This window comes from Achromobacter sp. GQ309 (assembly GCF_059759315.1).
In genome coordinates this window covers 611138-632377 of sequence record NZ_JCAXDP010000001.1, presented here as the reverse complement: position 1 = coordinate 632377, position 21240 = coordinate 611138, and the positions used below count along the sequence as shown (strand labels likewise).

General features: G+C 65.7%; 16 protein-coding genes. 4 read left to right on the top strand and 12 right to left on the bottom strand.

The genetic code is table 11. The annotated features are described in order from the left end of the window. Positions 1–9: 9 nt before the first annotated feature. Positions 10–642, bottom strand: coding sequence for a TetR/AcrR family transcriptional regulator (locus AC6CIE_RS02930; RefSeq protein ID WP_498091089.1), 633 nt, complete (start codon positions 640–642; stop codon positions 10–12). Between the two features lie 126 nt (positions 643–768). On the opposite strand from AC6CIE_RS02930, the gene AC6CIE_RS02925 reads away from it, so the two are divergent. Beyond that, entirely contained in the window at positions 769–2052 is a 1284-nt protein-coding gene (locus tag AC6CIE_RS02925; RefSeq protein ID WP_498091087.1) for an MFS transporter, read from the top strand. Between the two features lie 35 nt (positions 2053–2087). Here AC6CIE_RS02925 and AC6CIE_RS02920 read toward each other — a convergent pair whose 3' ends face one another. After that, the gene (locus tag AC6CIE_RS02920) at positions 2088–2792 is read right to left on the bottom strand and encodes a GntR family transcriptional regulator (RefSeq protein WP_498091085.1); all 705 of its coding nucleotides are present in this window, start codon (positions 2790–2792) and stop codon (positions 2088–2090) included. 128 nt (positions 2793–2920) lie between these two features. Between AC6CIE_RS02920 and AC6CIE_RS02915 the strand changes: the two genes are divergently transcribed. The 3 genes from AC6CIE_RS02915 (at position 2921) to AC6CIE_RS02905 (ending at position 6059) form a co-directional block, all read left to right on the top strand. After that, entirely contained in the window at positions 2921–3916 is a 996-nt protein-coding gene (locus AC6CIE_RS02915) for a tripartite tricarboxylate transporter substrate-binding protein (RefSeq protein ID WP_495601347.1), read from the top strand. Positions 3917–3977: 61 nt separating this feature from the next. Beyond that, a complete protein-coding gene (locus AC6CIE_RS02910; protein ID WP_498091083.1) occupies positions 3978–4766 on the top strand; it encodes an enoyl-CoA hydratase/isomerase family protein in 789 nt (262 codons plus the stop codon). A 21-nt stretch (positions 4767–4787) separates the two neighbouring features. After that, positions 4788–6059, top strand: a complete 1272-nt coding sequence (locus AC6CIE_RS02905) for a CaiB/BaiF CoA transferase family protein (RefSeq protein ID WP_286899978.1) — start codon at positions 4788–4790, stop codon at positions 6057–6059. Between the two features lie 45 nt (positions 6060–6104). On the opposite strand, the gene AC6CIE_RS02900 is transcribed toward AC6CIE_RS02905, so the two are convergent. The 10 genes from AC6CIE_RS02900 to clpA all read right to left on the bottom strand — a co-directional run bounded on the left by AC6CIE_RS02900 (position 6105) and on the right by clpA (position 21216). After that, positions 6105–6833 carry an ABC transporter ATP-binding protein gene (locus AC6CIE_RS02900; RefSeq protein ID WP_218344733.1) on the bottom strand — a complete coding sequence of 243 codons (729 nt, stop codon included), beginning with the start codon at positions 6831–6833 and terminating at the stop codon, positions 6105–6107. Beyond that, complete coding sequence (locus AC6CIE_RS02895; protein ID WP_498091081.1) at positions 6830–7633, bottom strand: ABC transporter ATP-binding protein; 804 nt, start codon at positions 7631–7633, stop codon at positions 6830–6832. Before AC6CIE_RS02895 ends, AC6CIE_RS02900 begins: the two co-directional genes overlap by 4 nt. Then, complete coding sequence (locus AC6CIE_RS02890) at positions 7630–8718, bottom strand: ABC transporter permease subunit (protein WP_498091079.1); 1089 nt, start codon at positions 8716–8718, stop codon at positions 7630–7632. Before AC6CIE_RS02890 ends, AC6CIE_RS02895 begins: the two co-directional genes overlap by 4 nt. Beyond that, positions 8715–9566 (bottom strand): branched-chain amino acid ABC transporter permease, encoded by an 852-nt coding sequence (locus tag AC6CIE_RS02885; RefSeq protein ID WP_370633066.1) that lies wholly within the window; start codon positions 9564–9566, stop codon positions 8715–8717. Before AC6CIE_RS02885 ends, AC6CIE_RS02890 begins: the two co-directional genes overlap by 4 nt. 241 nt (positions 9567–9807) lie before the next feature. Beyond that, entirely contained in the window at positions 9808–10953 is a 1146-nt protein-coding gene (locus AC6CIE_RS02880) for a branched-chain amino acid ABC transporter substrate-binding protein (protein ID WP_056562612.1), read from the bottom strand. A gap of 239 nt (positions 10954–11192) precedes the next feature. After that, a complete protein-coding gene (putA, locus tag AC6CIE_RS02875) occupies positions 11193–15014 on the bottom strand; it encodes a trifunctional transcriptional regulator/proline dehydrogenase/L-glutamate gamma-semialdehyde dehydrogenase (RefSeq protein WP_498091077.1) in 3822 nt (1273 codons plus the stop codon). A gap of 172 nt (positions 15015–15186) precedes the next feature. After that, a complete protein-coding gene (locus AC6CIE_RS02870) occupies positions 15187–15870 on the bottom strand; it encodes a PqiC family protein (RefSeq protein ID WP_498091075.1) in 684 nt (227 codons plus the stop codon). 6 nt (positions 15871–15876) lie between these two features. Next, on the bottom strand, positions 15877–17541 hold the full coding sequence (locus AC6CIE_RS02865; protein ID WP_191575612.1) for a PqiB family protein: 1665 nt from the start codon (positions 17539–17541) through the stop codon (positions 15877–15879). A 46-nt stretch (positions 17542–17587) separates the two neighbouring features. Then, positions 17588–18904, bottom strand: coding sequence for a paraquat-inducible protein A (locus AC6CIE_RS02860; protein ID WP_175123469.1), 1317 nt, complete (start codon positions 18902–18904; stop codon positions 17588–17590). Then, positions 18904–21216, bottom strand: coding sequence for an ATP-dependent Clp protease ATP-binding subunit ClpA (gene clpA, locus AC6CIE_RS02855; RefSeq protein WP_175138389.1), 2313 nt, complete (start codon positions 21214–21216; stop codon positions 18904–18906). Before clpA ends, AC6CIE_RS02860 begins: the two co-directional genes overlap by 1 nt. Between the last annotated feature and the right edge of the window lie 24 nt (positions 21217–21240).

Sequence of the window (21240 nt, the reverse complement as noted above, 5' to 3'; positions counted from 1 at the left end):
TGCGATGACCTAGCCCGTCCGGCGGGGCAGATGCGCCTGGATCAGCTTGTCGGCCATCGCCGCCACCCTGCCCGCCGGTCCGCCTTCACCAAAAAGCTGGCTTGAGACGAACGCGCCCTCGATCAACAGCAGCAATCCGTCTGCCAACGCTTCCGGGTCCTCCGCCCCCATCCCGGCAGCCATGGCGTTCAGCCGGCGGCGCAGTTCGCGCTTGTGTTCCACGGCGACGGCGCGGGCGGGATGCTCCGATTCCGGGTACTCGACGGCCGCGTTCGTCAGCCCGCAACCCCGATAGCCGTTCTGCACCGCGCGGCCGGCCATGCCGGTCAGATAGTCGAGCAACTGGGCGCGCGGGTCGCCCGGATGCGCGGCGCAGGCGGCGTCGAAGCGTGCCCAGAATTCGGCGTCGTAGTCGCGCAGGTACGCAGCAGCCAGTTCGTCCTTCGAGGAAAAGCTGCGGTACAGGCTGGGCTTGGTCACGCCCGCCTGGGTGACGATGGCGTCCACACCCACCGCACGGATGCCGTCGCGGTAGAACATCTCGCGAGCGGTCTTGCGGATGCGGTCGGCCGCCAGAAGCGGCTTGGACGCGGATTTGCCGGCCGTGCCGGTGGCGGCGGCGGAAGGGGTCTTGCTGGCCATACGAGGCTCCTTTTTTGCGGAACGACACGCACGGCCGCTCCGGAAACAGGGTCGCCAAAAAAAGCTTGACGATGTTACTGACCGGTACGTACTATGCGCGAACCCTAATACGTACCGGTCAGTAACATGAGTATAGCCCAGCCTCCCTTTCCCTTCCGCCGCGCCGGCCAAAAGTATGCGTTCGTCGTCGTCGGCGTGATCTTTCTGTCACTGCTGGTCGCGGCCGGCTTGCGGTCTTCGCCCAGTGTGCTGCTGGTGCCGCTGGAGGAGGCGTTCGGATGGAGCCGAAGCTCCATTTCGTTTGCCGCGGCGCTGGGCATTTTTCTGTACGGATTGGTGGGCCCGTTTGCGGCCGCCGCGATGGAACGCTTTGGGCTGCGGCGCGTGCTGATCACCGCGCTGATCCTGATGTCGGCGTCCAGCGCCGTCAGTGCCTATATGACCGAGCCCTGGCATCTGATCATGACCTGGGGCGTGTTTTCGGGCCTGAGTTCGGGCGCCGTGGCGATCGTCATGGGCGCCACCGTGGTCAACCGCTGGTTCGTCAAGCACCGCGGGCTGATGATGGGCCTGCTGACCGCCAGCGCCGCCACCGGCACGCTTGTATTTCTGCCAGTCCTGGCCGCGCTGGCCTCGTCCGGCGATTGGACGCGCGTGGTCTGGACGGTGGCGGGCGCCGCAGCCGCGCTGGTGCCATTGGCCTGGTGGCTGGTGCCCGACCGTCCGTCCAGCGTGGGCCTCGTGCCGTTCGGCAGCGATCCGCACGCACCGCCCGCGCCCGCCGCGCCGCGCACGGGCATGGTGGCCGCCACGTTCGGCACGCTGGCCCGGGCGGCCAAGACCCGCACGTTCTGGTATCTGTTCGCCACGTTTTTCGTGTGCGGCTTCACGACGAACGGCTTGGTCGGCACGCACCTGATCGCGCTTTGCGGCGACCACGGCATGCCCGAGGTGCAGGCGGCCGGATTGCTGGCCATGATGGGCATCTTTGACCTGCTCGGCACCACGGCATCCGGGTGGCTGACCGACCGCTACGACCCGCGCAAGCTGCTGTTCGTTTACTACGCCTTGCGCGGCCTGTCGCTGATGTACCTGCCCTACTCCGATTTCTCGTTCTACAGCCTGTCGATCTTCGCGATCTTCTTCGGCCTTGACTGGATCGCCACGGTGCCGCCGACGCTGCGCCTGACGACGGAAGCGTTCGGCGAACGCGACGCGTCGATCGTCTTCGGGTGGATCGTGGCGGGACACCAGATGGGCGCGGCCAGCGCCGCCTGGATGGCGGGCGCGCTGCGCGAGGCACAGGGCAACTACCTGATGGCTTTCGTGGTGTCAGGCGCGACGGGCATCATCGCCGCCGTGCTTGCCTTGATGATCGGCCGAAAGCGCGTGGTCGTGCAGCCCGCCTGATTCCCAACCGCATGGCGGCGCAGGCCGCCATGCCGTCAGGCCACGCCGTTCCCGGACCGGCCGCGCAGGTTATAGGCTTTCTTGCCGCCGACGTGCTTGCGAATCAGCGCTTCGGCGCGTTCGCCATCGCGCGCCAACAGCGCCTGCACGAAGGCCTCGTGGTCGGCCACCGCCGTCGTCCATTCATCCAGGTCGAAATTGGACTTGTAGCGCAGCGCCTGCACCTGCAGGTTCAACCGGTCGTAGGAATGCGACAACGCCGGATTGTGCGCGGCGCGGTTGATTGCGATGTGCGTGCCCATGCTGGCCGCGAAATACGCGCGGATATCGCGTTTCTCAAAGTTTTCAAGCATCTGCGCATGCAGACGCGCGATCTGGGCAAGCTCCGCCTCGGACGCGCGCTCGGCTGCGCTATGCACTGCCAGCCCCTCCAGCACCGACAACACGTCGAAGATGTTTTCGATGTCTTCGGCTGACAACTCGATCACCATCGCCCCGCGCTTGGGCTGCAAGGTCACGAGGCCATCCGAGGCCAGCATCCGGTACGCCTCGCGTAGCGGCGTGCGGGAAATCTTCAGTAGATCGCACAGATCCCGTTCGTTCAACCAGGTGCCCGGCTTCAGGGTGCCATCGATGATCAATTGGCGTAGCCGTTCGGCCACGACCGCCGGCAAGGTGGGATGGTGGATGGCCAAATCGGGGACGGACACGTCAGCAATCAGGGGTTCAGGGTTAGCCATGGGTTGTTCATGCTCGCGACTTCGACTATTTTTGTATCTGGTATACCAAACACCAACGGCATACCAACCTGACCCAAATCATAGAGCAAGCAGCCCCTGGGCAGGATTCATCCACCAAAGGAGACCCTATGAAAAAGCATGCTCGCGCCTGGATCGGCGTATTGACGCTGTCCGCCGGACTGTCGGCCGCCGCCCCCGCCCTGGCGCAGGACTACTCGAAATGGCCGGAACGTCCCATTCGCCTGGTCGTCGGTTTCGTTCCGGGCGGCGGCACCGACGTGTCGGCCCGGATTCTGTCGGCACGGCTCTCCACCCTGCTCGGCCAGCAGGTCGTGGTAGAGAACAAGCCGGGCGCCTCCGGCCTGATCGCGGCCGATTACGTGGTCAAGGCCGACCCGGACGGCTACACGCTGCTCCTGGCCAACATGCAATCCACTGTCGCCGCCCCGTATGTCGTGCAGTCCAACATCGACCCCAACAAGGATTTCACGGCGGTGCGGTACATCGGATCCGTGCCCAACGTGCTGGTCGTAAACCCCACCAAGCATGCCTACACCACCGTGCAGAACCTGGTGGACGACGCCCGGGCCAAGCCCAAGCAACTGCTGTACGCCTCATCCGGCATGGGAAGTCCGCAGCACCTGAGCGCCGCACGGTTTTCGCAGATTGCCGGCGTGTCCATGGAGCACGTGCCCTACAAAGGCAGCGGTCAGGCCATGACCGACCTGCTCGGCGGCAACGTCGACCTGAACTTCGACACGCTACCCGGCGCAATCAACCAGATCCAGGCGGGCAAGCTGCGTCCGCTGGCCGTGACCAGCCCCGAACGCAGCAAGCGACTGCCCGACGTGCCGACGCTGGCCGAATCCGGCATCAAGGGGCTGGACGTCGTGCAGTGGTACGCCGTCCTCGCGCCCGCCCAACTGCCCCGTCCGATCATGGACAAGCTGGATCGGGCACTCGCCCAGACGCTCGCAGACCCCGAGATCGCCGCCAAGTTGGCCGACCAGGGCATGGACCTGGGCGGCGGCCCGCAAACCCCTGCGGCCTTCGCGTCCTACGTGCGGGATGAATGGAGCAAGTACGGCAAGCTCACCGCGAGCCTGGGCCTGAAGAAGCAATAAGCCTCGACGCTGAACCCGATCCATCCGGCGGGGACCGCCCCGCGCAAGCAAAAGGAACCTCATGACTGCTACCGCTACCCCCATCCTGCTCGAGCGCAACGGCGACATCGCGACCGTGGTGCTGAACCGGCCCGAAAAGCTCAACGCCTTCACGATCGACAGTTGGCGGTTGCTGGGCGACACGTTTCTCGAACTGGACCGCGACGACGGCGTGCGCTGCGTGCTGCTGCGCGGCGCGGGCGAGAAGGCGTTTTCGCCCGGCAACGACATCGGCGAATTCGAGACCGCGCGCAGCAACAAGCGCCAGGCGGTGGAATACGGCGCCGTCATGCGCCGCACGATCGAGGCGATCGGCGGCTGCCTTCACCCCGTGGTCGCGCAGATCCACGGCATCTGCGTGGGCGGCGGGCTGGAGATCGCCAGCCTGGCCGACCTGCGCATCTGCGGCGAAAGCTCGCGGTTCGGCGTGCCCATCAAGAATCTGGGTCTCGTGATGTCGTACTCGGAGCTGGCCCCGCTGGTTCGGCTGGTCGGTCCGACCGTCGCGCTGCAGGTCTTGCTGGAAGGCAACATCTTCGACGCCGCCGAAGCCTTGCGCCTGGGCGTCGTCTCGCGCGTGGTCGCGGACGACAAGGTGGCCGACGAGGCGCAGGCGGCCGCACGCCGGATCGCCGATGGCGCGCCGCTGGTGGCCCGCTGGCACAAGAAGTTCGTGCGCAATCTGGTGCAGGGCAAGACGCTGACGGACGCCGACCGCGACGAGGCGTTCGACTGCTTCGACACCGAAGACTTCCGCGCGGGCTATCGCGCCTTCCTGGCCAAGGCCAAGCCGCAATTCACCGGCCGCTGAACGAGAGATCGAGGAATACGCATGCACAACGACACCCGCGGCTCCGGCCGCCCGCCCTTCCCTGGTTCTGATGCCCCCGCCGGCGCGCTGGCCGGCATGCGCGTCATCGAGCTGTCCCAGATCATGGCTGGCCCCACCTGCGGCATGATGCTGGCCGACCTGGGCGCCGACGTCATCAAGGTCGAAAAGATCGACGGCGGCGACGATTCGCGCCAGTATCGCGACCCGCAGATCAACGGCATCTCGGCGCCATACCTGATGCTCAACCGCAACAAGCGCGCCATCGCGCTGGACCTCAAGCATCCGGAAGGCAAGAAGGTCCTGTTGCGCATGATCCGCGACGCCGACGTGGTGACCGAGAACTTCCGCAAGGGCACGATGGAGAAGCTGGGCCTGGGCTACGAGACGCTGCGCAAGGAGAACCCGGGCCTGATCTATTGCGCCGTGTCCGGCTACGGCACGACCGGCCCCTTTGCGGATAAAGGCGGCTTCGATCTCGTGGCGCAAGGGTTTTCAGGCTTGATGGCCATCACCGGTGAGCCTGGCGGCCCGCCGCTGCGCACCGGCAATTCGGTGGCCGACATCAACGCGGGCCTGCTGGCGGCCTTCGGCGTGCTGGCCGCGTACCAGCACAAGCAACGCACCGGCGAAGGCCAGATCGTGGAAACTTCGTTGCTGGAAGCCAGCCTGCAGCAGCTCTACTGGCACGCCGCCATCTATTTCGGCAGCGGCGTCTCGCCCGGTCCCACGGGATCGGCGCATGTGCTGAGCGCGCCGTACCAGGCGTTTCCCACGCGCACGGACTGGATCATCATCGGCGGCGCCAACGAAAAAAACTGGCAGCGCATCGCGCAGGCGCTGGGGCGGCCCGAGTGGGCGGAAGATCCGCGCTTTGCCCGCAATCGCGACCGCATGCAGAACCGCGATGAATTGGTGGAGGAAATCTCCGCCATCCTGAAGACCCGTGATGCGCAGGAATGGCTGAACATCTTCGACGACGCGGGTGTTCCGGCGGGCCCCGTCCACTCGATCGCGCAGGCGTTATCGCACCCGCAGACGCTGGCGCGTGAAATGGTGGTGGAACAGGATCATCCGGTGGCCGGCAAGGTGCGCACCGTGGGCATGCCCGTGAAACTGTCGGCCACGCCCGCCCGCTACCATCGCGCCGCACCGCGGCTGGGCGAGGACTCCATCGCGATCCTGGGGGAATTCGGCTACGGCAAGGAAGAGATCGACGCGCTGATCGGCGCCGGGGTGGTCGCGGCCGTGGACCGTGAACCGGTGCAGGCCTGAAGCAGAAAGAACGCAAGGCGGCAAGACCGCCTTGCGTCCGCCTGATTACTCCACTTCGCCCAGGTACGCCGCGCGCACCTTGGGATCGTGCAGCATGTCGCGCGCGGGACCGGACAAGGTGATCTCGCCCGACTCCATCACGTAGCCGCGATGGCTGTTTTCCAGGGCCAGGCGCGCGTTCTGCTCGATGAGCAGAATGGTGACGCCTTCGCTGGCGATGGTGCGAACCACTTCGAACACCTTTTCCACCATCAAGGGCGCCAAGCCCATCGACGGCTCGTCCAGCAGCAGCAGCTTGGGACGCGCGATCATCGCGCGGCCCATCGCCACCATCTGCTGTTCGCCGCCAGACAACGTGCCGGCGGCCTGCTTGCGGCGTTCGGCCAGACGCGGAAACAAGGTGAAGACGCGATCCGTGTCCTGGCGGATCTGCGCCGCGTCGCGGCGGATGTAGCCGCCCATCGCCAGGTTCTCTTCGATGGTCAGTTGCCCGAAGATGCCGCGGCCTTCGGGCACCATGACGAGGCCCTTGCGGACCAGTTCATGCGACTTCTGGCCGCCGATGGATTGCCCGGCGTAGACGACTTCGCCGCCGGCCAGCGGCACCAGTCCGCAGATGGCGCGCAGCGTCGTGCTCTTGCCCGCGCCGTTGGCGCCGATCAGGCAGACCAGTTCGCCTTCGTCCACGCGCAGGTCGATGCCGCGCACTGCACGGATGCCGCCGTAGGACACTTGCAGGCCCCGCAGCTCGAGCAGGGGTTGGGATGCCGTCATGTTGCCTGGCCCTCGTTGTGGATGAGCGGATCCTGCGCGGCGCCCGCGCCCAGATACGCTTCAATGACCTTGGGATCGCGCTGCACCTGGGCGGGTTTGCCCATCGCCAGCACTTTCCCGTACTCCAGCACCAGCACGCGATCGCACAGGCCCATGACGAGCTTCATGTCGTGTTCGATCAGCAGCACGGTGACACCGTCCGCGCGGATCTTTTCGACCAGCTTGCGCAGCACTACCGTTTCCGAGGCATTCATGCCCGCGGCCGGTTCGTCCAGCGCCAGCAACTTGGGATCCGTCGCCAGCGCTCGCGCGATCTCCAGGCGCCGCTGGTCGCCATACGGCAGCGACCGCGCGACGTCGTTGGCGCGATGGCCGATGCCGACGTAGTCCAGCAGTTCCTGAGCGCGCGCCTCGATGGCGGCCTCTTCGGCACGCGTTGCGCGCGTGCGCAGCACCGCGCCCAGCACGCCGGCGCGGGTGCGCATGTGGCGGCCGATCATCACGTTTTCGATCGCGCTCAGGTTGGCGAACAGGCGGATGTTCTGGAAGGTGCGCGCCAGCCCCGCGTAGGCGACCTCGTGCGGCTTCTTGCCCGACATGGATTCGCCGTTGAACGTGCAGGTGCCTTCCTCGGGGATGTAGAGGCCGGTCAGCACGTTGAACAGCGTGGTCTTGCCCGCGCCGTTCGGGCCGATCAGGCCGTAGATCTCGCCCTGTTCGATATCGAAACTGACGCCCGACAAGGCCTGCAGGCCGCCGAAGCGCTTGCCCAGTCCCTGGGCTTGCAGCAGTTTGTTCATGCCGCGCCTCCTTGCGTCTTGGTCGCCAGTTCGCGCTTGCGTACCGCCGACGGCCACAGGCCCGCCGGACGGAACAGCATCACGCACACCATGGCCAGGCCGAACAGCAGCATGCGGATGCCTTCCGGATCCAGCACTACGGCGCCGAACAGCATGTGCTGCACGGGCTCCACGACGGCGCGCAGAAACTCCGGCAACGCGGCCAGGATCAGCGCGCCCAGGATGACGCCCGGAATGTGGCCCATGCCGCCCAGCACCACCATGCACAGGATCGAAATGGACTCCATGAGCGAGAAGCTCTCGGGGCTGACGAAACCTTGCATCGACGCGAACAGCGCGCCGGCCACGCCACCGAACGATGCGCCCATCGCGAAGGCCAGCAGCTTGATGTTGCGGGTGTTGATGCCCATCGCCTTGGCGGCGATTTCGTCTTCGCGAATGGCTTCCCACGCACGGCCGATGCGGGAATTCTGCAGGCGCACGCAGACCACGATGATGATGAGCGTCAGCGCGAGCAGCAGGTAGTAGTACTTTTCCGGCCCGGTGAAGCGGATGCCCAGCAGGTTCTGGGTACGCCCGAACGCAAACTCGCCAACCTTGAACGTGTCGATGCGGTTGATGCCCTGTGGCCCGTTGGTGATGTTGATGGGCGCGTTCAGGTTGTTCAGGAAGATGCGGATGATCTCGCCGAACCCCAGCGTCACGATCGCCAGATAGTCGCCCCTTAACTTCAATGTCGGCGCCCCCAACAGCACGCCGAACAGGCATGCCACCGCCAGCGCGATCGGCAGGATTGCCCAGAACGGCAGGTGCAGCCCGAAATGCGGCGACGCAAGCAATGCCCAGGTGTAGGCGCCCACCGCGTAGAACGCGATGTAGCCCAGGTCCAGCAGACCCGCAAAGCCGACCACGATGTTCAGGCCCAACGCCAGCATCACGTACAGCAGCGCAAAGTTCAGGATGCGAACCCAGCTTTGCCCGGCCATGCCGATCACGAACGGCAGCACCGCCAGCACGACGCCGATCAGCGCGATGCCGATCAGCGTGCGGGCGGAGAACCCGCTTTTCTTCAGATGTGTGCTCATGCGCGATCCCCCACCCGTTCACCCAGCAGACCCGAGGGACGGAAGATCAACACCAGCACCAGCACGAAGAACGCGAACACGTCCTGGTAATGGCTGCCCAGGAAGCCGCCCGTCAGGTCGCCGATGTAGCCCGCGCCCAGCGACTCGATGATGCCCAGCAGCAGACCGCCGGCCATCGCGCCCACCAGATTGCCGATGCCGCCCAGCACCGCGGCGGTGAAGGCCTTCAGGCCCAGCATGAAGCCCATCGTGTATTGCGACACGCCGTAATACGTGGCGACCATCATGCCGGCCACGGCGGCCAGCGCCGAGCCGATCAGGAAGGCGGCCGAGATCACGGTATTGATGTTCACGCCCATCAGGCCCGCAACCTCGCGATTCTGCGCGGTTGCGCGCATCGCTGTGCCAAGCCGGGTCTTGTGCACGACCGCCAGCAGTCCACCCATGATCAGCGCCGCAATCACCACGATGGCGATCTGCAGCGAACTCATGCGCGCGCCGCCAAACTCGAACACCTGCGGCGACAGCACCTGCGGGAAGTTCAGGTAGTTGCGGCCCCAGGCCATCATGGCGACGTTCTGCAGGATGATGGACACGCCGATCGCGGTGATCAGCGCTGCCAGACGCGGCGCGCGGCGCAGCGGCCGGTAGGCCACGCGTTCGGCTGTCCAGCCCACCGCCATGCACAGCGGCACGGAGACCAGCAGGCCGACGCCCAGCACCACGAAGGCCGAGGCGCCGGGATCGCCGCCCACCAGCGTGATGGCGACCGTGGTGGCAGCCATTGCGCCAATCATGACGACGTCGCCATGCGCGAAGTTGATCAGCCCGATGATGCCGTACACCATGGTGTAGCCAAGGGCGACCAGGGCGTACACGCTGCCGAGCGTGACGCCGTTAATCAGTTGTTGAATGAAGATATCCATAGGGGCCGCTGAATAAGCCTGGAAGAATCGCGCGGGGCGGCCAGGGCGCAAAGGCCTGGCCGCGCGTCGCGCGCCGCTGCGCCGGACGGCGCGTGCGGAAAAGAGCGGGCGGAACGTGGCGCGCGGCTAGCGGCGCGCGGCTCCGCCCTGGTTTCAAGCCGGCTTAGTTAGCCTGGCTGACCATCGTTTCAACCATCTCCCACTTGCCGTTCTTGACTTCGTAGATGGTGACCGAGATTTCCTTCAGATCGCCCTTGTCGTCGTAGGAAATGTGCTCGCTCGTCGCGCCCTTGCGGTTCAGCTTGGCCAGCTTGGGCAGGTACTTTTCGGGGTCGGCGGAACCGGCCTCTTCGATGGCCGTGATCATGTTCCAGGCGCCGTCGTAGGCGTAAGGCGCGTACACGCCGGGGGCCTTCTTGAAGCGGGCCTGGTATTTCTGATCGAAGTCCTTGCCCGCGGCCATCTTGTCCAGCGGCACGCCGGCCAGCGAGGCATAGGTGCCGTCTGCGGCGTCGCCCGCCAGCTTGATGAAGGTGTCGCTACGCGTCATTTCGCCGGACACCAGCGGGGCCTTCAGGCCCAGCGTGGCGAGCTGGCGCTTCATCGGGCCGGACTGGGCGTCCAGGCCGCCGTAGAAGATGGCGTCAGGCGCGGAACCCTTGATGTTGGTCAGGATGGCCGTGAAGTCGTTGGCCTTGTCGGTGGTGTATTCGCGGCGCACGACCTGGCCGCCGGCGGCCTTGACGGCCTTCTCGACTTCGTCCGCCAGACCCTGGCCGTAGGCGGTGCGGTCATCGATGATCGCGACCTTCTTGGCCTTCAGGTTCTGCACGATGAACTTGCCGACCGCGGCGCCCTGCTGGGTGTCGCTGGTCATCATGCGGAACGTGGTTTCGTAGCCCTGCTTGGTGTATTCGGGCGAGGTCGCCATGGCGATCTGCGGCAGGCCGGCTTCGTGGTAGACGCGCGACGCGGGAATCGTGGTGCCCGAGTTGAAGTGACCCAGGATGCCCACAACGTCCTGGTCGACGAGTTGCTGGGCGACCTGCACGCCCACGCGCGGATCAGCCTGGTCGTCGCGCGAAACCAGCACGAACTTGGCCGTCTCGCCGTCGATCTTGATGCCCTTCTTGTTCGCTTCTTCGAGGGCCAGGTTCAGGCCATTCTGCATGTCCTCGCCGTAGTGCGATTGCGGACCGGTCAGCGGGGCTGCGAAGCCGAACTTGACGTCGGCGGCCTGCACGGCGGCCGTCATGCCGGCGGCGGCGATGCTTGCAGCGAGAAGCTTCAAAGTGGTGCGGAACTTCATGGGGAATCCTCCGAAATATCGGACTAAGGCCTTGTTATACCTGAGCTTTTAGCCAGGCTTTTGGTTTTTTACTACCGCGGGCCCAGTGATATCCGGGTCCCGCGCATGCATTTTCTGCAGAGCCTGAATGCCGGATTGCGGCAGCCAGGCCAGAGGTGCGACCGGATTTTCGTTCCAGTGCAACCTAGCCCGATATTGGAGATAACCCTCAGTTTCCTGAGGGTTACCCCTGGTCACGCTTAACCGATGGTCATGAGGCTGGCGTTGCCGCCCGCGGCCGCCGTGTTGACGCTGACGGAACGCTCGGTCAGGAGGCGTTCCGGCACGTAGCTGGCGCCAGCCGCCAAGGCGTCGGAGGTCAGGCCGTGCACCGCCAGGATGGGACCCGGGCGCCGCGCGATGCGCTGGTTCAGCGCCTTGAGCGCGTCGCCGTCGCCTTCGAACAGCACGGCCTGGTAGTCGGCCTCGTCCACGTCAGCATCCGAAAGGATGCCGGCCTGGCCCTGCTGATCGGCATCCAGCGTCGTCAGCAGCGCCTGCGCGGCCGGCGTGTCTGCAAACCACGCGTGGTTGCCGGTCAGACGGGCCACGGACCACTGTGCCCGCGCGCCGGCCTCGGTGGCGGCCACGCAGTACACGGCGCCTCGCGGCTCGACCATATAGGTGTTGGTCTCGCCCGTCGGGCCGGGCAGCGCGATGCGCTGCGGCAGCGGCGCCGCGGCGTCCAGCGCCGGCGGCAGCCCTGCGGGGCGCGTGCCCAGCAGGCGGTACATGTACAACGGACCGCCCGCCTTCGGACCCGTGCCCGACAACGCTTCGCCGCCGAACGGCTGCACGCCCACCACGGCGCCCACGATGTTGCGGTTGACGTAGACGTTGCCGGCGTGGACCTGGCCCGTCACGTGCGCGATGGTCTCGTCGATACGCGTGTGCACGCCAAACGTCAGTCCGTAACCCGTGCCGTTGACGGCGTCGAGCAGCGCGTCGAGTTCGTCGCGCTTGTAGCGCACCACGTGCAGCACCGGCCCGAAGACTTCACGGGTCAGCTCGCTGACGTTGTCGATTTCGATGATGGTCGGCGGCACGAAGGTGCCGTGGCGGCATTCGCCGTTCAGTTCGACCTGGTCGACGCGATGACCGGCCGTGCGCATGGATTCGATGTGACGCTGGATGCCGTTGCGGGCCTCGGTGTCGATCACGGGACCCACGTCAACGGACAGGCGATCCGGATTGCCAACGGCCAGCTCGCGCATCGCGCCGCGCAGCATCGTCAGCACGTGATCCGCGTTGTCTTCCTGCACGCACAGCACGCGCAGCGCCGAGCAGCGCTGGCCGGCCGAATCGAAGGCCGAACTGAGCACGTCGAATACGACTTGCTCCGACAGGGCCGACGAGTCCACCACCATGGCGTTCTGGCCACCGGTTTCCGCGATCAGCGGGATGGTGTGGCCGTTATCGTCCAGGCGGTCGGCCAGGGTGCGCGCGATGATGCGGGCGACGTCGGTCGAACCCGTGAACATCACGCCGCGTACACCAGGATTGGCCACCAGTTGCGCACCGATGGTTTCGCCGCGGCCCGGCAGCAGCTGCACGGCGCCGGCAGGCACGCCGGCCGCGCGCAGGATGGCCACGGCTTGCGCCGCGATCAGCGGGGTCTGCTCGGCCGGCTTGGCCAGCACGGTGTTGCCCGCCGCCAGCGCGGCCGCCACTTGACCGGTGAAGATCGCCAGCGGGAAGTTCCACGGGCTGATGCACAGCACGGTGCCCAGCGGACGGTGCGTGTCGTTGCTGAATTCCTGCTCGGCCTGGTCGGCGTAGTAGCGCAGGAAGTCCACGGCCTCGCGCACTTCCGCGATGGCGTTCGGCAGCGATTTGCCGGCTTCGCGCACGATGAGGCCCAGCAGGGTCTGCATCTGCTCTTCCAGCAATTGCGCCGCGCGGCGCAGGCACTGGGCGCGCTCGGCGACCGGCGTGGACTGCCAGATCGGCGCGGCATTGGCGGCGGCGCGCAGGGCGACTTCGGCGTCGGCCGAATCGGCTTCGATGACATGGCCGACCACGTCGCGCAGATTGGCGGGGTTGCGCACTTCGATTGCCTTGGCGGCATCCCAGTGTTCGCCGCCTTCGCCCAGCATCGGACCGGCGCGCCACGGCGTGCCGGCGCTGGCCAGGAGCGCCGCCGACAGCGAGCCCAGGCGATGTTCGTTGCTGAGGTCCAGGCCCGCCGAGTTGGCACGGGCGCCGTCCTGCGGATTGCCGTAAAGCTCGCGCGGCAGCGGAATCTTCTCGTGCGGGGCGCCCAGCGGCGTGATGCGCGAGGCGGCTTCCACCGGGTCGGCAACCAGCGTTTCGACCGGGATGGTCTCATCGCCGATCAGGTTCACGAACGAGGTGTTGGCGCCGTTTTCCAGCAGGCGGCGCACCAGGTACGCCAGCAGCGTTTCGTGCGTGCCGACCGGCGCGTAGATGCGGCACGGACGATTGAGCTTGCCCTGGGTCAGCGGGCCGACCACTTCTTCGTACAGCGGCTCGCCCATGCCGTGCAGGCACTGGAACTCGTATTGACCGGGGTAGTAGTTCTGGCCGGCAAGCTGGTAGATCGCTGCCAGCGTGTAGGCGTTGTGCGTGGCGAATTGCGGATACACGGCTTCGGGCGCGGCCAGCAGCTTGCGGGCGCAGGCAATGTACGCCACGTCCGTGTACAACTTGCGGGTGTAGACCGGATAGCCTTCCAGGCCGTCGACCTGGGCGCGCTTGATTTCGCTATCCCAGTACGCGCCCTTCACCAGTCGCACCATCACGCGATGGCGGCTGCGGCGGGCCAGGTCGATCACGTAATCGATGACGAACGGCGCGCGCTTCTGGTAAGCCTGGATGACGAAGCCGATGCCGCTCCAGCCTTCGAGTTCAGGCGTGAAGCACAGCGCTTCCAGCAGGTCCAGCGAGATCTCCAGGCGGTCGGCTTCTTCGGCGTCGATGTTCAGGCCGATGTCGTAGCTGCGCGCCAGGATGGTCAGCGCCTTCACGCGCGGCAGCAGTTCCGCCATGACGCGCTCGCGCTGGGCACGCGAATAACGCGGATGCAGGGCGGACAGCTTGATCGAGATCCCGGGGCCTTCGTAGATGCCGCGGCCCGCAGCGGCCTTGCCGATCGCGTGGATGGCCTGCTCATACGAGGCGTAGTAGCGCTCGGCGTCTTCCGCCGTGGTCGCCGCTTCGCCGAGCATGTCGTACGAATAGCGGAAACCGCGCGATTCCATCTTGCGGTTGTTGGCCAGGGCTTCGGAAATCGTCTGACCGGACACGAACTGTTCGCCCATCATGCGCATGGCCATGTTCACGCCCTTGCGCACCAGCGGCTCACCGCCCTTGCCGATCAGGCGCGTCAGCGCCTTGGACAGCGACTGCTCGCTGCTCACGGCCACCAGCTTGCCCGTGATCATCAGACCCCAGGTGGCCGCGTTGACGAACAGCGACTGCGAACCGCCCATATGCGACTTCCAGTCGCCGCGGGCGACCTTGTCGCGGATCAGCGCGTCGCGCGTGGCGCGGTCGGGAATGCGCAGCAGCGCTTCGGCCAGGCACATCAGCGCCACGCCTTCCTGGCTGGACAGGGAGAATTCCTGGATCAGGCCTTCGACCCCGCCACCGGTGCGCTTGCCGCGCAGCTTCTTGACCAGGCCGGCCGCCATCGCGTGCACCTTTTCCAGGTTGGGCACGCGGGCCTGGCCCAGCAGCAGCGGCACGCACTCGGGTTCGGGGCGGCGATAGGCCGCCGTGATGGCGGCGCGCAGCACGGATTGCGGCTGCACGTCCTGACCGAATTCGTAGAACGGCGGCGTGGGTGCGGCATGGGATTCGGCCGCATCCTCTTCGCCCGCGGCATCCGCGCTCAGGTGGGACATCTCGGCGGGCAGATGGCCGCGCTCGATCTTGTCCAGATAGGACAGGATCGCCTGCTTATGCAGCCAGTGCGGCGTGCAGTTGAGCTTGGTGGCGGCGGCTTTCAGGCGGTCGCGGAGTGCGTCGTCGACTTTGACGCCGAGGGTCGTGCTGGCCATAAGAGATTGCTTCCTGTCGCATGGCAAAGGTGTAACTGGGCCCGGACGGGACCCAGTATGGGTAGGACCGTATGCTAGACAGGTTGCAACCGCGTTTGTATTAAGGTTAACCCTAGGTTGAACCCAGTTAACCGCTTGAGATCGCGAGGTTTATCCGGGAAACCCGGAAGGATCATTCCTTCAGGGCGGAACATCCCATCATCTGGACCGAGCCGGAACCCGCCGGATTCTGGCCGCGAATGGCAGCCGCCATGACGCCCGCCAGGCTCACCACCGCGCGCTGCTGCGCCGCGATCAGGCTGCCCACGGCCTCGTCCGGCACGTTTTCGGTGACGACGCTGCGGCACAAGAGGCCCCTGCCCTTGGTGTCGACGGGCCGTACCCGCCAGGTGGCGTCCAGTTGCGCCATGCTGCCGGACACCATCTCGAAGCGTTGCACGTCGGTCTGGACGCGCCAGATCGGCGCCCCCGGACCCGGCTTGACCATCTGCACGTCGAGTGCGCCAAGGTCTCGCTTGAGCGCATCGGACAAGGCATTGCGCAACTCGTCGCCCAGCGGCGAGCTCCAACGTTCGGAATACAAGGCGGAAATGCTGCCGTCGCCGGTGCGGACCATCAACTGCGGTTGGTCGGCTTGCGTGGACAGCGTGACGGGCTGCACCTCGATCAGGAACGAGGCGGAACCCGGCGCCGCGGCGGGCGCACCCGACCGCTCGGGCGTCTGCAGCGTGTAATAGTGGACGGGCGGCGACGACCCGCACGCGGCCAGCGCGCCGGACAGCGCCAGCACGGCCAGCGCGGCGCGGGCGCGTTTGCTGCGGGACGGGGTTGCGGGGCAAGAGAGTCGGCTTTTCATGAGCGTCTAGTTCCTGACTGGGCCGGCGCCCGGGATGGGGTCTTCGCCTCTGCCGCGCAGCAGGGCTTCGGGATTCGATTGCAGGAAGTCGGCCAGCGCGCGCAGCGAACGCGCCGCGCGGCTCAGTTCCTGCATCGCCCGTTCGGTGTTGACCGGCAGCGAGGCGTCAGAGGCCAGCAGCGAGTTGATGTTCGCCATCGAGTCCTTGGCTGCCTTGAGCGCCTTCTGGGCTTCCGGCGCCACCTGCTTGTCCAGTCGATTCATCAGCTTGGACGTGCTGGCCAGCGTGGCGCGCAGGTCCTCGCCGATCTTGTCGAACGGAATCTTCTCGATCTTGGTGACGATGTTGGTGACCTGCTGCTGGAGCTGATCCAGGTTGCCCGGCACCGTCGGAATGATCGCCGGTTCCGACATCTCGAATTCAACCGGCTTGGCGTTCGGCACGTTGTCCAGCACCACATAGAGCTGGCCGGTCAGCAGGTTGGCCGTGCGCAGTTGCGCGCGCAGGCCATGCTTGATCATCACGCCCAGCAAGCGGCCGCCTGCCACGTCGCCTTCCTTGATCGCACGTTCGCGGACTTCTTCGTAGACGCGGCCCAGCCGTTCCGGATACAGGGTGGCGTCCACCAGCGAATAGAAGCGCTTGGTGGCGGGATCGAAGTCCAGCGTGATCTGCGTGACGTCGCCCAGCGTGATGCCGTTGAAGTCGATCGGCGCCCCCACGGTCAGCCCGCGGATCGACTGATCAAAGCGCATGCGGATCGGGAAGGCCTCGCCGTCCGGGTTGGCCTTGGCTGCGGCCTCGGTGGCGTACAGGTCGAACTCGGTGTCGGCCTTGGCCGCCGCATCGCCGTCGCGGGCGTTCTGCACGGTTGCGAACGCCACGCCGCCCACCGCCATCGAGACGAGCGACTGCGTGCGCACCTTCAGGCCATCGGCATTGACGCTGAAGTCCACGCCGCTGGCGTTCCAGAAGCGGGTGCCGTTGGTGACGAATTTGTCGTTGGGCGCATCGACGAACACCTCGACATTCACGGCGCTGCCGTTCTCGTCCAGGGCGTAACCGATCACGCGGCCCACGTTGATGCGGCGGTAATAGACGGGCGAGCCGATATCCAGAGAGCCCAGGTCCGAGGCCTTGAGCATGAAGCGCTTGCCCGCGCGGTCGTGGGTCACGGCGGGCGGGGTTTCCAGACCTTCAAAAGACAGCTTCGTGGCGCGGTTGCTGTTGTCCTTGCCCTCTTCCGCGTCCACGCCGATATAGGCGCCTGACAGCAGAGTGCCCAGGCCCGACACGCCGCTTACGTCCAGCCGCGGCCGCACCACCCAGAAGTTGGTGCCTTCGCGCGCCAGGTCGGAGACCTGCTTGGAGAGCTCGGCTTTCACGACCACCTTGCTGCGGTCGGCATTGAAGCCGATGGACTTGACCGTGCCGATGTTCACGTCCTTGTAGCGAAGCTGGGTCTTGCCCACTTCCAGGCCTTCGGCAGTATTGAAAGAGATGGAAATGTCGGGTCCGGCCTGCATCCAGGTCCGCACGACCAGCGACAGGCCCATCAATGCGGCCACGACAGGGACCAGCCAGATCCAGGAGATCCGGCTCTTCTTCTTGCGCGAGATCGCGGGCGACGCGAATTTCTCTTCACCAGATCCGGGGGCTTGCTCGGACATCTACTTTTTCCTTTTCTGAGCGGAAAACAACGGCGGGAGGCCTTTCCTAGCCCACTTGCTTGCCGGAGACGGACGCCGGCGCATGCCGGCCCTCCACCGGCGCTGATTCGATTTCGGTCTGACCTTCAAGGTCCCAGCTACGACGCAGGTCGAAGCTCATGGCAGCCAGCATGGTCAGGATGACAACCACGCCGAACGCGGCGGCGCCGGCACCGGCGCTGATTTCCATCAAGCCCTGAAAGTCGGCCAGGGCCGCCAGCAATATAACGACAAATACATCCAGCATGGACCACTGGCCAATGAATTCAACCATCTGATACAACCGCGTACGCGCCCCCAGATTGGTTGTGCTACGCCATTGCTCAGTCAGCAGCAGCAAGATAAGTGCCAGCAGCTTGGTCAGCGGCACCGCCACGCTGGCGATGAACACGATCAGCGCAATGTCCCACGAGCCCATCTGCCAGAGTTCCACCACGCCACCCAGAATGGTGTGCGCGCTGTCGCCCAGCAGCGAACTGACGTTCATGACCGGCAGCACATTAGCAGGGATGTAGAAGACGACGGCCGCAAGCAGCAGCGCCCAGGTGCGCGCCACATGGTCGGGCTTGCGGTAATGCACCACCGCGTCGCAGCGCACGCAGTGATGATGCGCCTCGGGGTCGGCGTCCTTCGGCAGCGCCTGCACCTGGCCGCAGACGTGGCACCCGGTCAACACGACGTCGGGCCCGGCTTCGGGCACATGCACGGGCACCACGCCGACGGATTCGGCATACCGCCACAGCACATGGGGCGACAGTTTGCCGAGCATCGTCAGAAGCACAGTCAGGATGCCAAACGCTGCCAGACCGATGCCAGGCGCCACCGCGGCCATCCCGGCCAGTTTCACGACCGCAACCAGCACGCCAAGCAGGAAAACCGGCACCATGCACCACGGCCGCAGCACACCCAAAAGGCGCATGGCGGCGTGGAAATCCGCGGGCTCGCGGCCCCGCGACAGCGGACCCAGCACCCACAGCAGCACGATCAGTTGCAACAGCGGCAGCGCGAAGCCCGCCAGGCCGGTCATGATGGAGACGACCCAATGGCCCTGACGCCAGGTAATGGAGATGGAATCCAGCAGGGAAGCTTCTTGGACCATGCCCTGCACGGACATCGAAGCGACCGGGTAGGCGTTGGCCACCCCGAAGACGATCAGGGCAGTGATGGCGAGCGCCAGCCAATTGGACAAAGTAAGCCCGCTGTAGCGCCAGAGCACGGCGCCGCAGCGGGCACAATTGGCGGTCTCGCCAGGTTCAAGCTGATGTCGGCGATAGATGCTTGCGCAATGTTCGCATTCGATCAGCGGCTGGCGGTCCGCGGTCATCAGTCGACGAGTTCGACTTCCTGCTTATCCGGCGCGTCCGACGAAGGCGGCTTGCCGCTATCGTCAAAGTCCAGCGTGACCTTGCCCGACTCGTCCAGATCCACCGTGACCGAACCGCCGTCGACCAGCTTGCCAAACAGCAGCTCGTCGGCCAGCGCGCGCCGGATGGTGTCCTGAATAAGACGTTGCATGGGACGCGCGCCCATGAGCGGATCGAACCCCTCCTTGGCAAGGTGTTCACGCAGGCGCGTGGTGAATACGGCTTCCACGCGGCGCTCGTGCAACTGGTCTTCAAGCTGCATGAGGAACTTGTCCACCACGCGCATGATGACCTCGTGGTCCAGCGCGGCAAAGGGAATGATCGCGTCCAGGCGGTTGCGGAATTCTGGCGTGAACATGCGGCGGATTTCCGCCATTTCGTCGCCCACCATCCGCGAGTTCGCAAAACCGATCGACGGACGGTTCAAGGTCTCGGCGCCCGCGTTGGTCGTCATGATGAGGATGACGTTGCGGAAGTCTGCCTTGCGGCCGTTGTTGTCGGTCAGCGTGCCGTGGTCCATGACCTGCAGCAGGATGTTGAACACATCCGGGTGCGCCTTTTCGATTTCGTCGAGCAGCAGCACGCAATGCGGCTGCTTGGTGATTGCCTCGGTAAGCAGGCCGCCCTGGTCGAAACCCACGTATCCGGGCGGCGCGCCGATCAGGCGCGACACCGCGTGGCGCTCCATGTACTCGGACATGTCGAAGCGCAGCAGTTCGACACCCAGCGTGAACGCCAGCTGGCGTGCAACTTCGGTCTTGCCGACGCCCGTGGGGCCGGACAACAGGAAAGCGCCGATCGGCTTTTCCGGCTTGCCCAGGCCCGAGCGCGCCATCTTGATGGCGGCCGACAGCGCGTCGATCGCGCCATCCTGGCCGAACACCACCGTCTTCAGGTCGCGGTCCAGCGTGGCCAGCTTGCTGCGGTCGTCGTTGGAGACGGACTGCGGCGGAATGCGCGCAATCTTGGAAACGATGTTTTCGATATCGACCTTGCCGATCACCTTCTTCTGGCGCGAACGCGGCAACAGGCGTTGCGCGGCGCCGGCCTCGTCGATCACGTCGATGGCCTTGTCGGGCAGGTGGCGGTCATTGATGAAGCGCGCCGACAGCTCGGCGGCAGCCGACAGCGCCGCGGCCGAATAGCGCACGCTGTGGTGCTCTTCGAAGCGGCTTTTCAGGCCGCGCAGGATCTGCACGGTCTGTTCGATGCTGGGCTCGGGCACGTCGATCTTCTGGAACCGGCGCGACAGCGCGTGATCTTTTTCGAAGACGCCGCGGTATTCGGTGTAGGTGGTGGCGCCGATGCACTTGAGCTGCCCCGACGACAACGCCGGCTTGAGCAGGTTGGAGGCATCCAGCGTACCGCCCGACGCCGAACCGGCGCCGATCAGCGTGTGGATTTCGTCGATGAACAGGATCGCGTCGGGGTTGCCGCGGATCTGCTTGAGCACGCCTTTCAGACGCTGTTCGAAATCGCCGCGGTACTTGGTGCCGGCCAGCAGCGCGCCCATGTCCAGCGAATAGACCTGAGCGGCCTGCAGGACTTCGGGCACTTCGCCGCGCGTAATGCGCCAGGCCAGGCCTTCCGCGATGGCGGTCTTGCCAACGCCCGCCTCGCCCACCAGCAGCGGGTTGTTCTTGCGGCGGCGGCACAGCACCTGAATGACGCGCTCGACTTCGTGCTCGCGGCCGATCAGGGGATCGATGCGGCCGGCCAGCGCGGCGGCGTTCAGGTCGGTGGCGTACTGATCCAGCGGCGACTGACGCGAGTCGCCCTGCTCTTCACCATTGGGCTGTTGCTCTTTCTGCACGGCGGCGGACTCCACCTGCGGCTGTTTGGTAATGCCATGGGACAGGAAATTGACCACGTCCAGGCGCGTGACGCCCTGCTGTTGCAGGTAGTACACGGCGTGCGAGTCCTTTTCGCCAAAAATGGCCACCAGCACGTTCGCGCCCGTCACAGGCTTCTTGCCCGTGCCACCGGCGGAAACGTGCATGATCGCGCGCTGAATGACGCGCTGGAAACCCAACGTGGGTTGCGTGTCGACTTCGGCGCCACTGGGGATCACCGGGGTGTTTTCCGATACGAACTGGCGCAGGTTGCGACGCAGGTCGTCCAGGTTGGCCGCGCAGGCGCGCAGGACCTCGACCGCCGAAGCGTTGTCGAGCAACGCCAACAGCAGGTGCTCGACGGTAATAAATTCGTGCCGGGCCGAACGGGCCTCGACGAAAGCCATATGCAGGCTGACTTCAAGCTCTTGAGAAATCACGCTTCCTCCGTAACGCATCGAAGC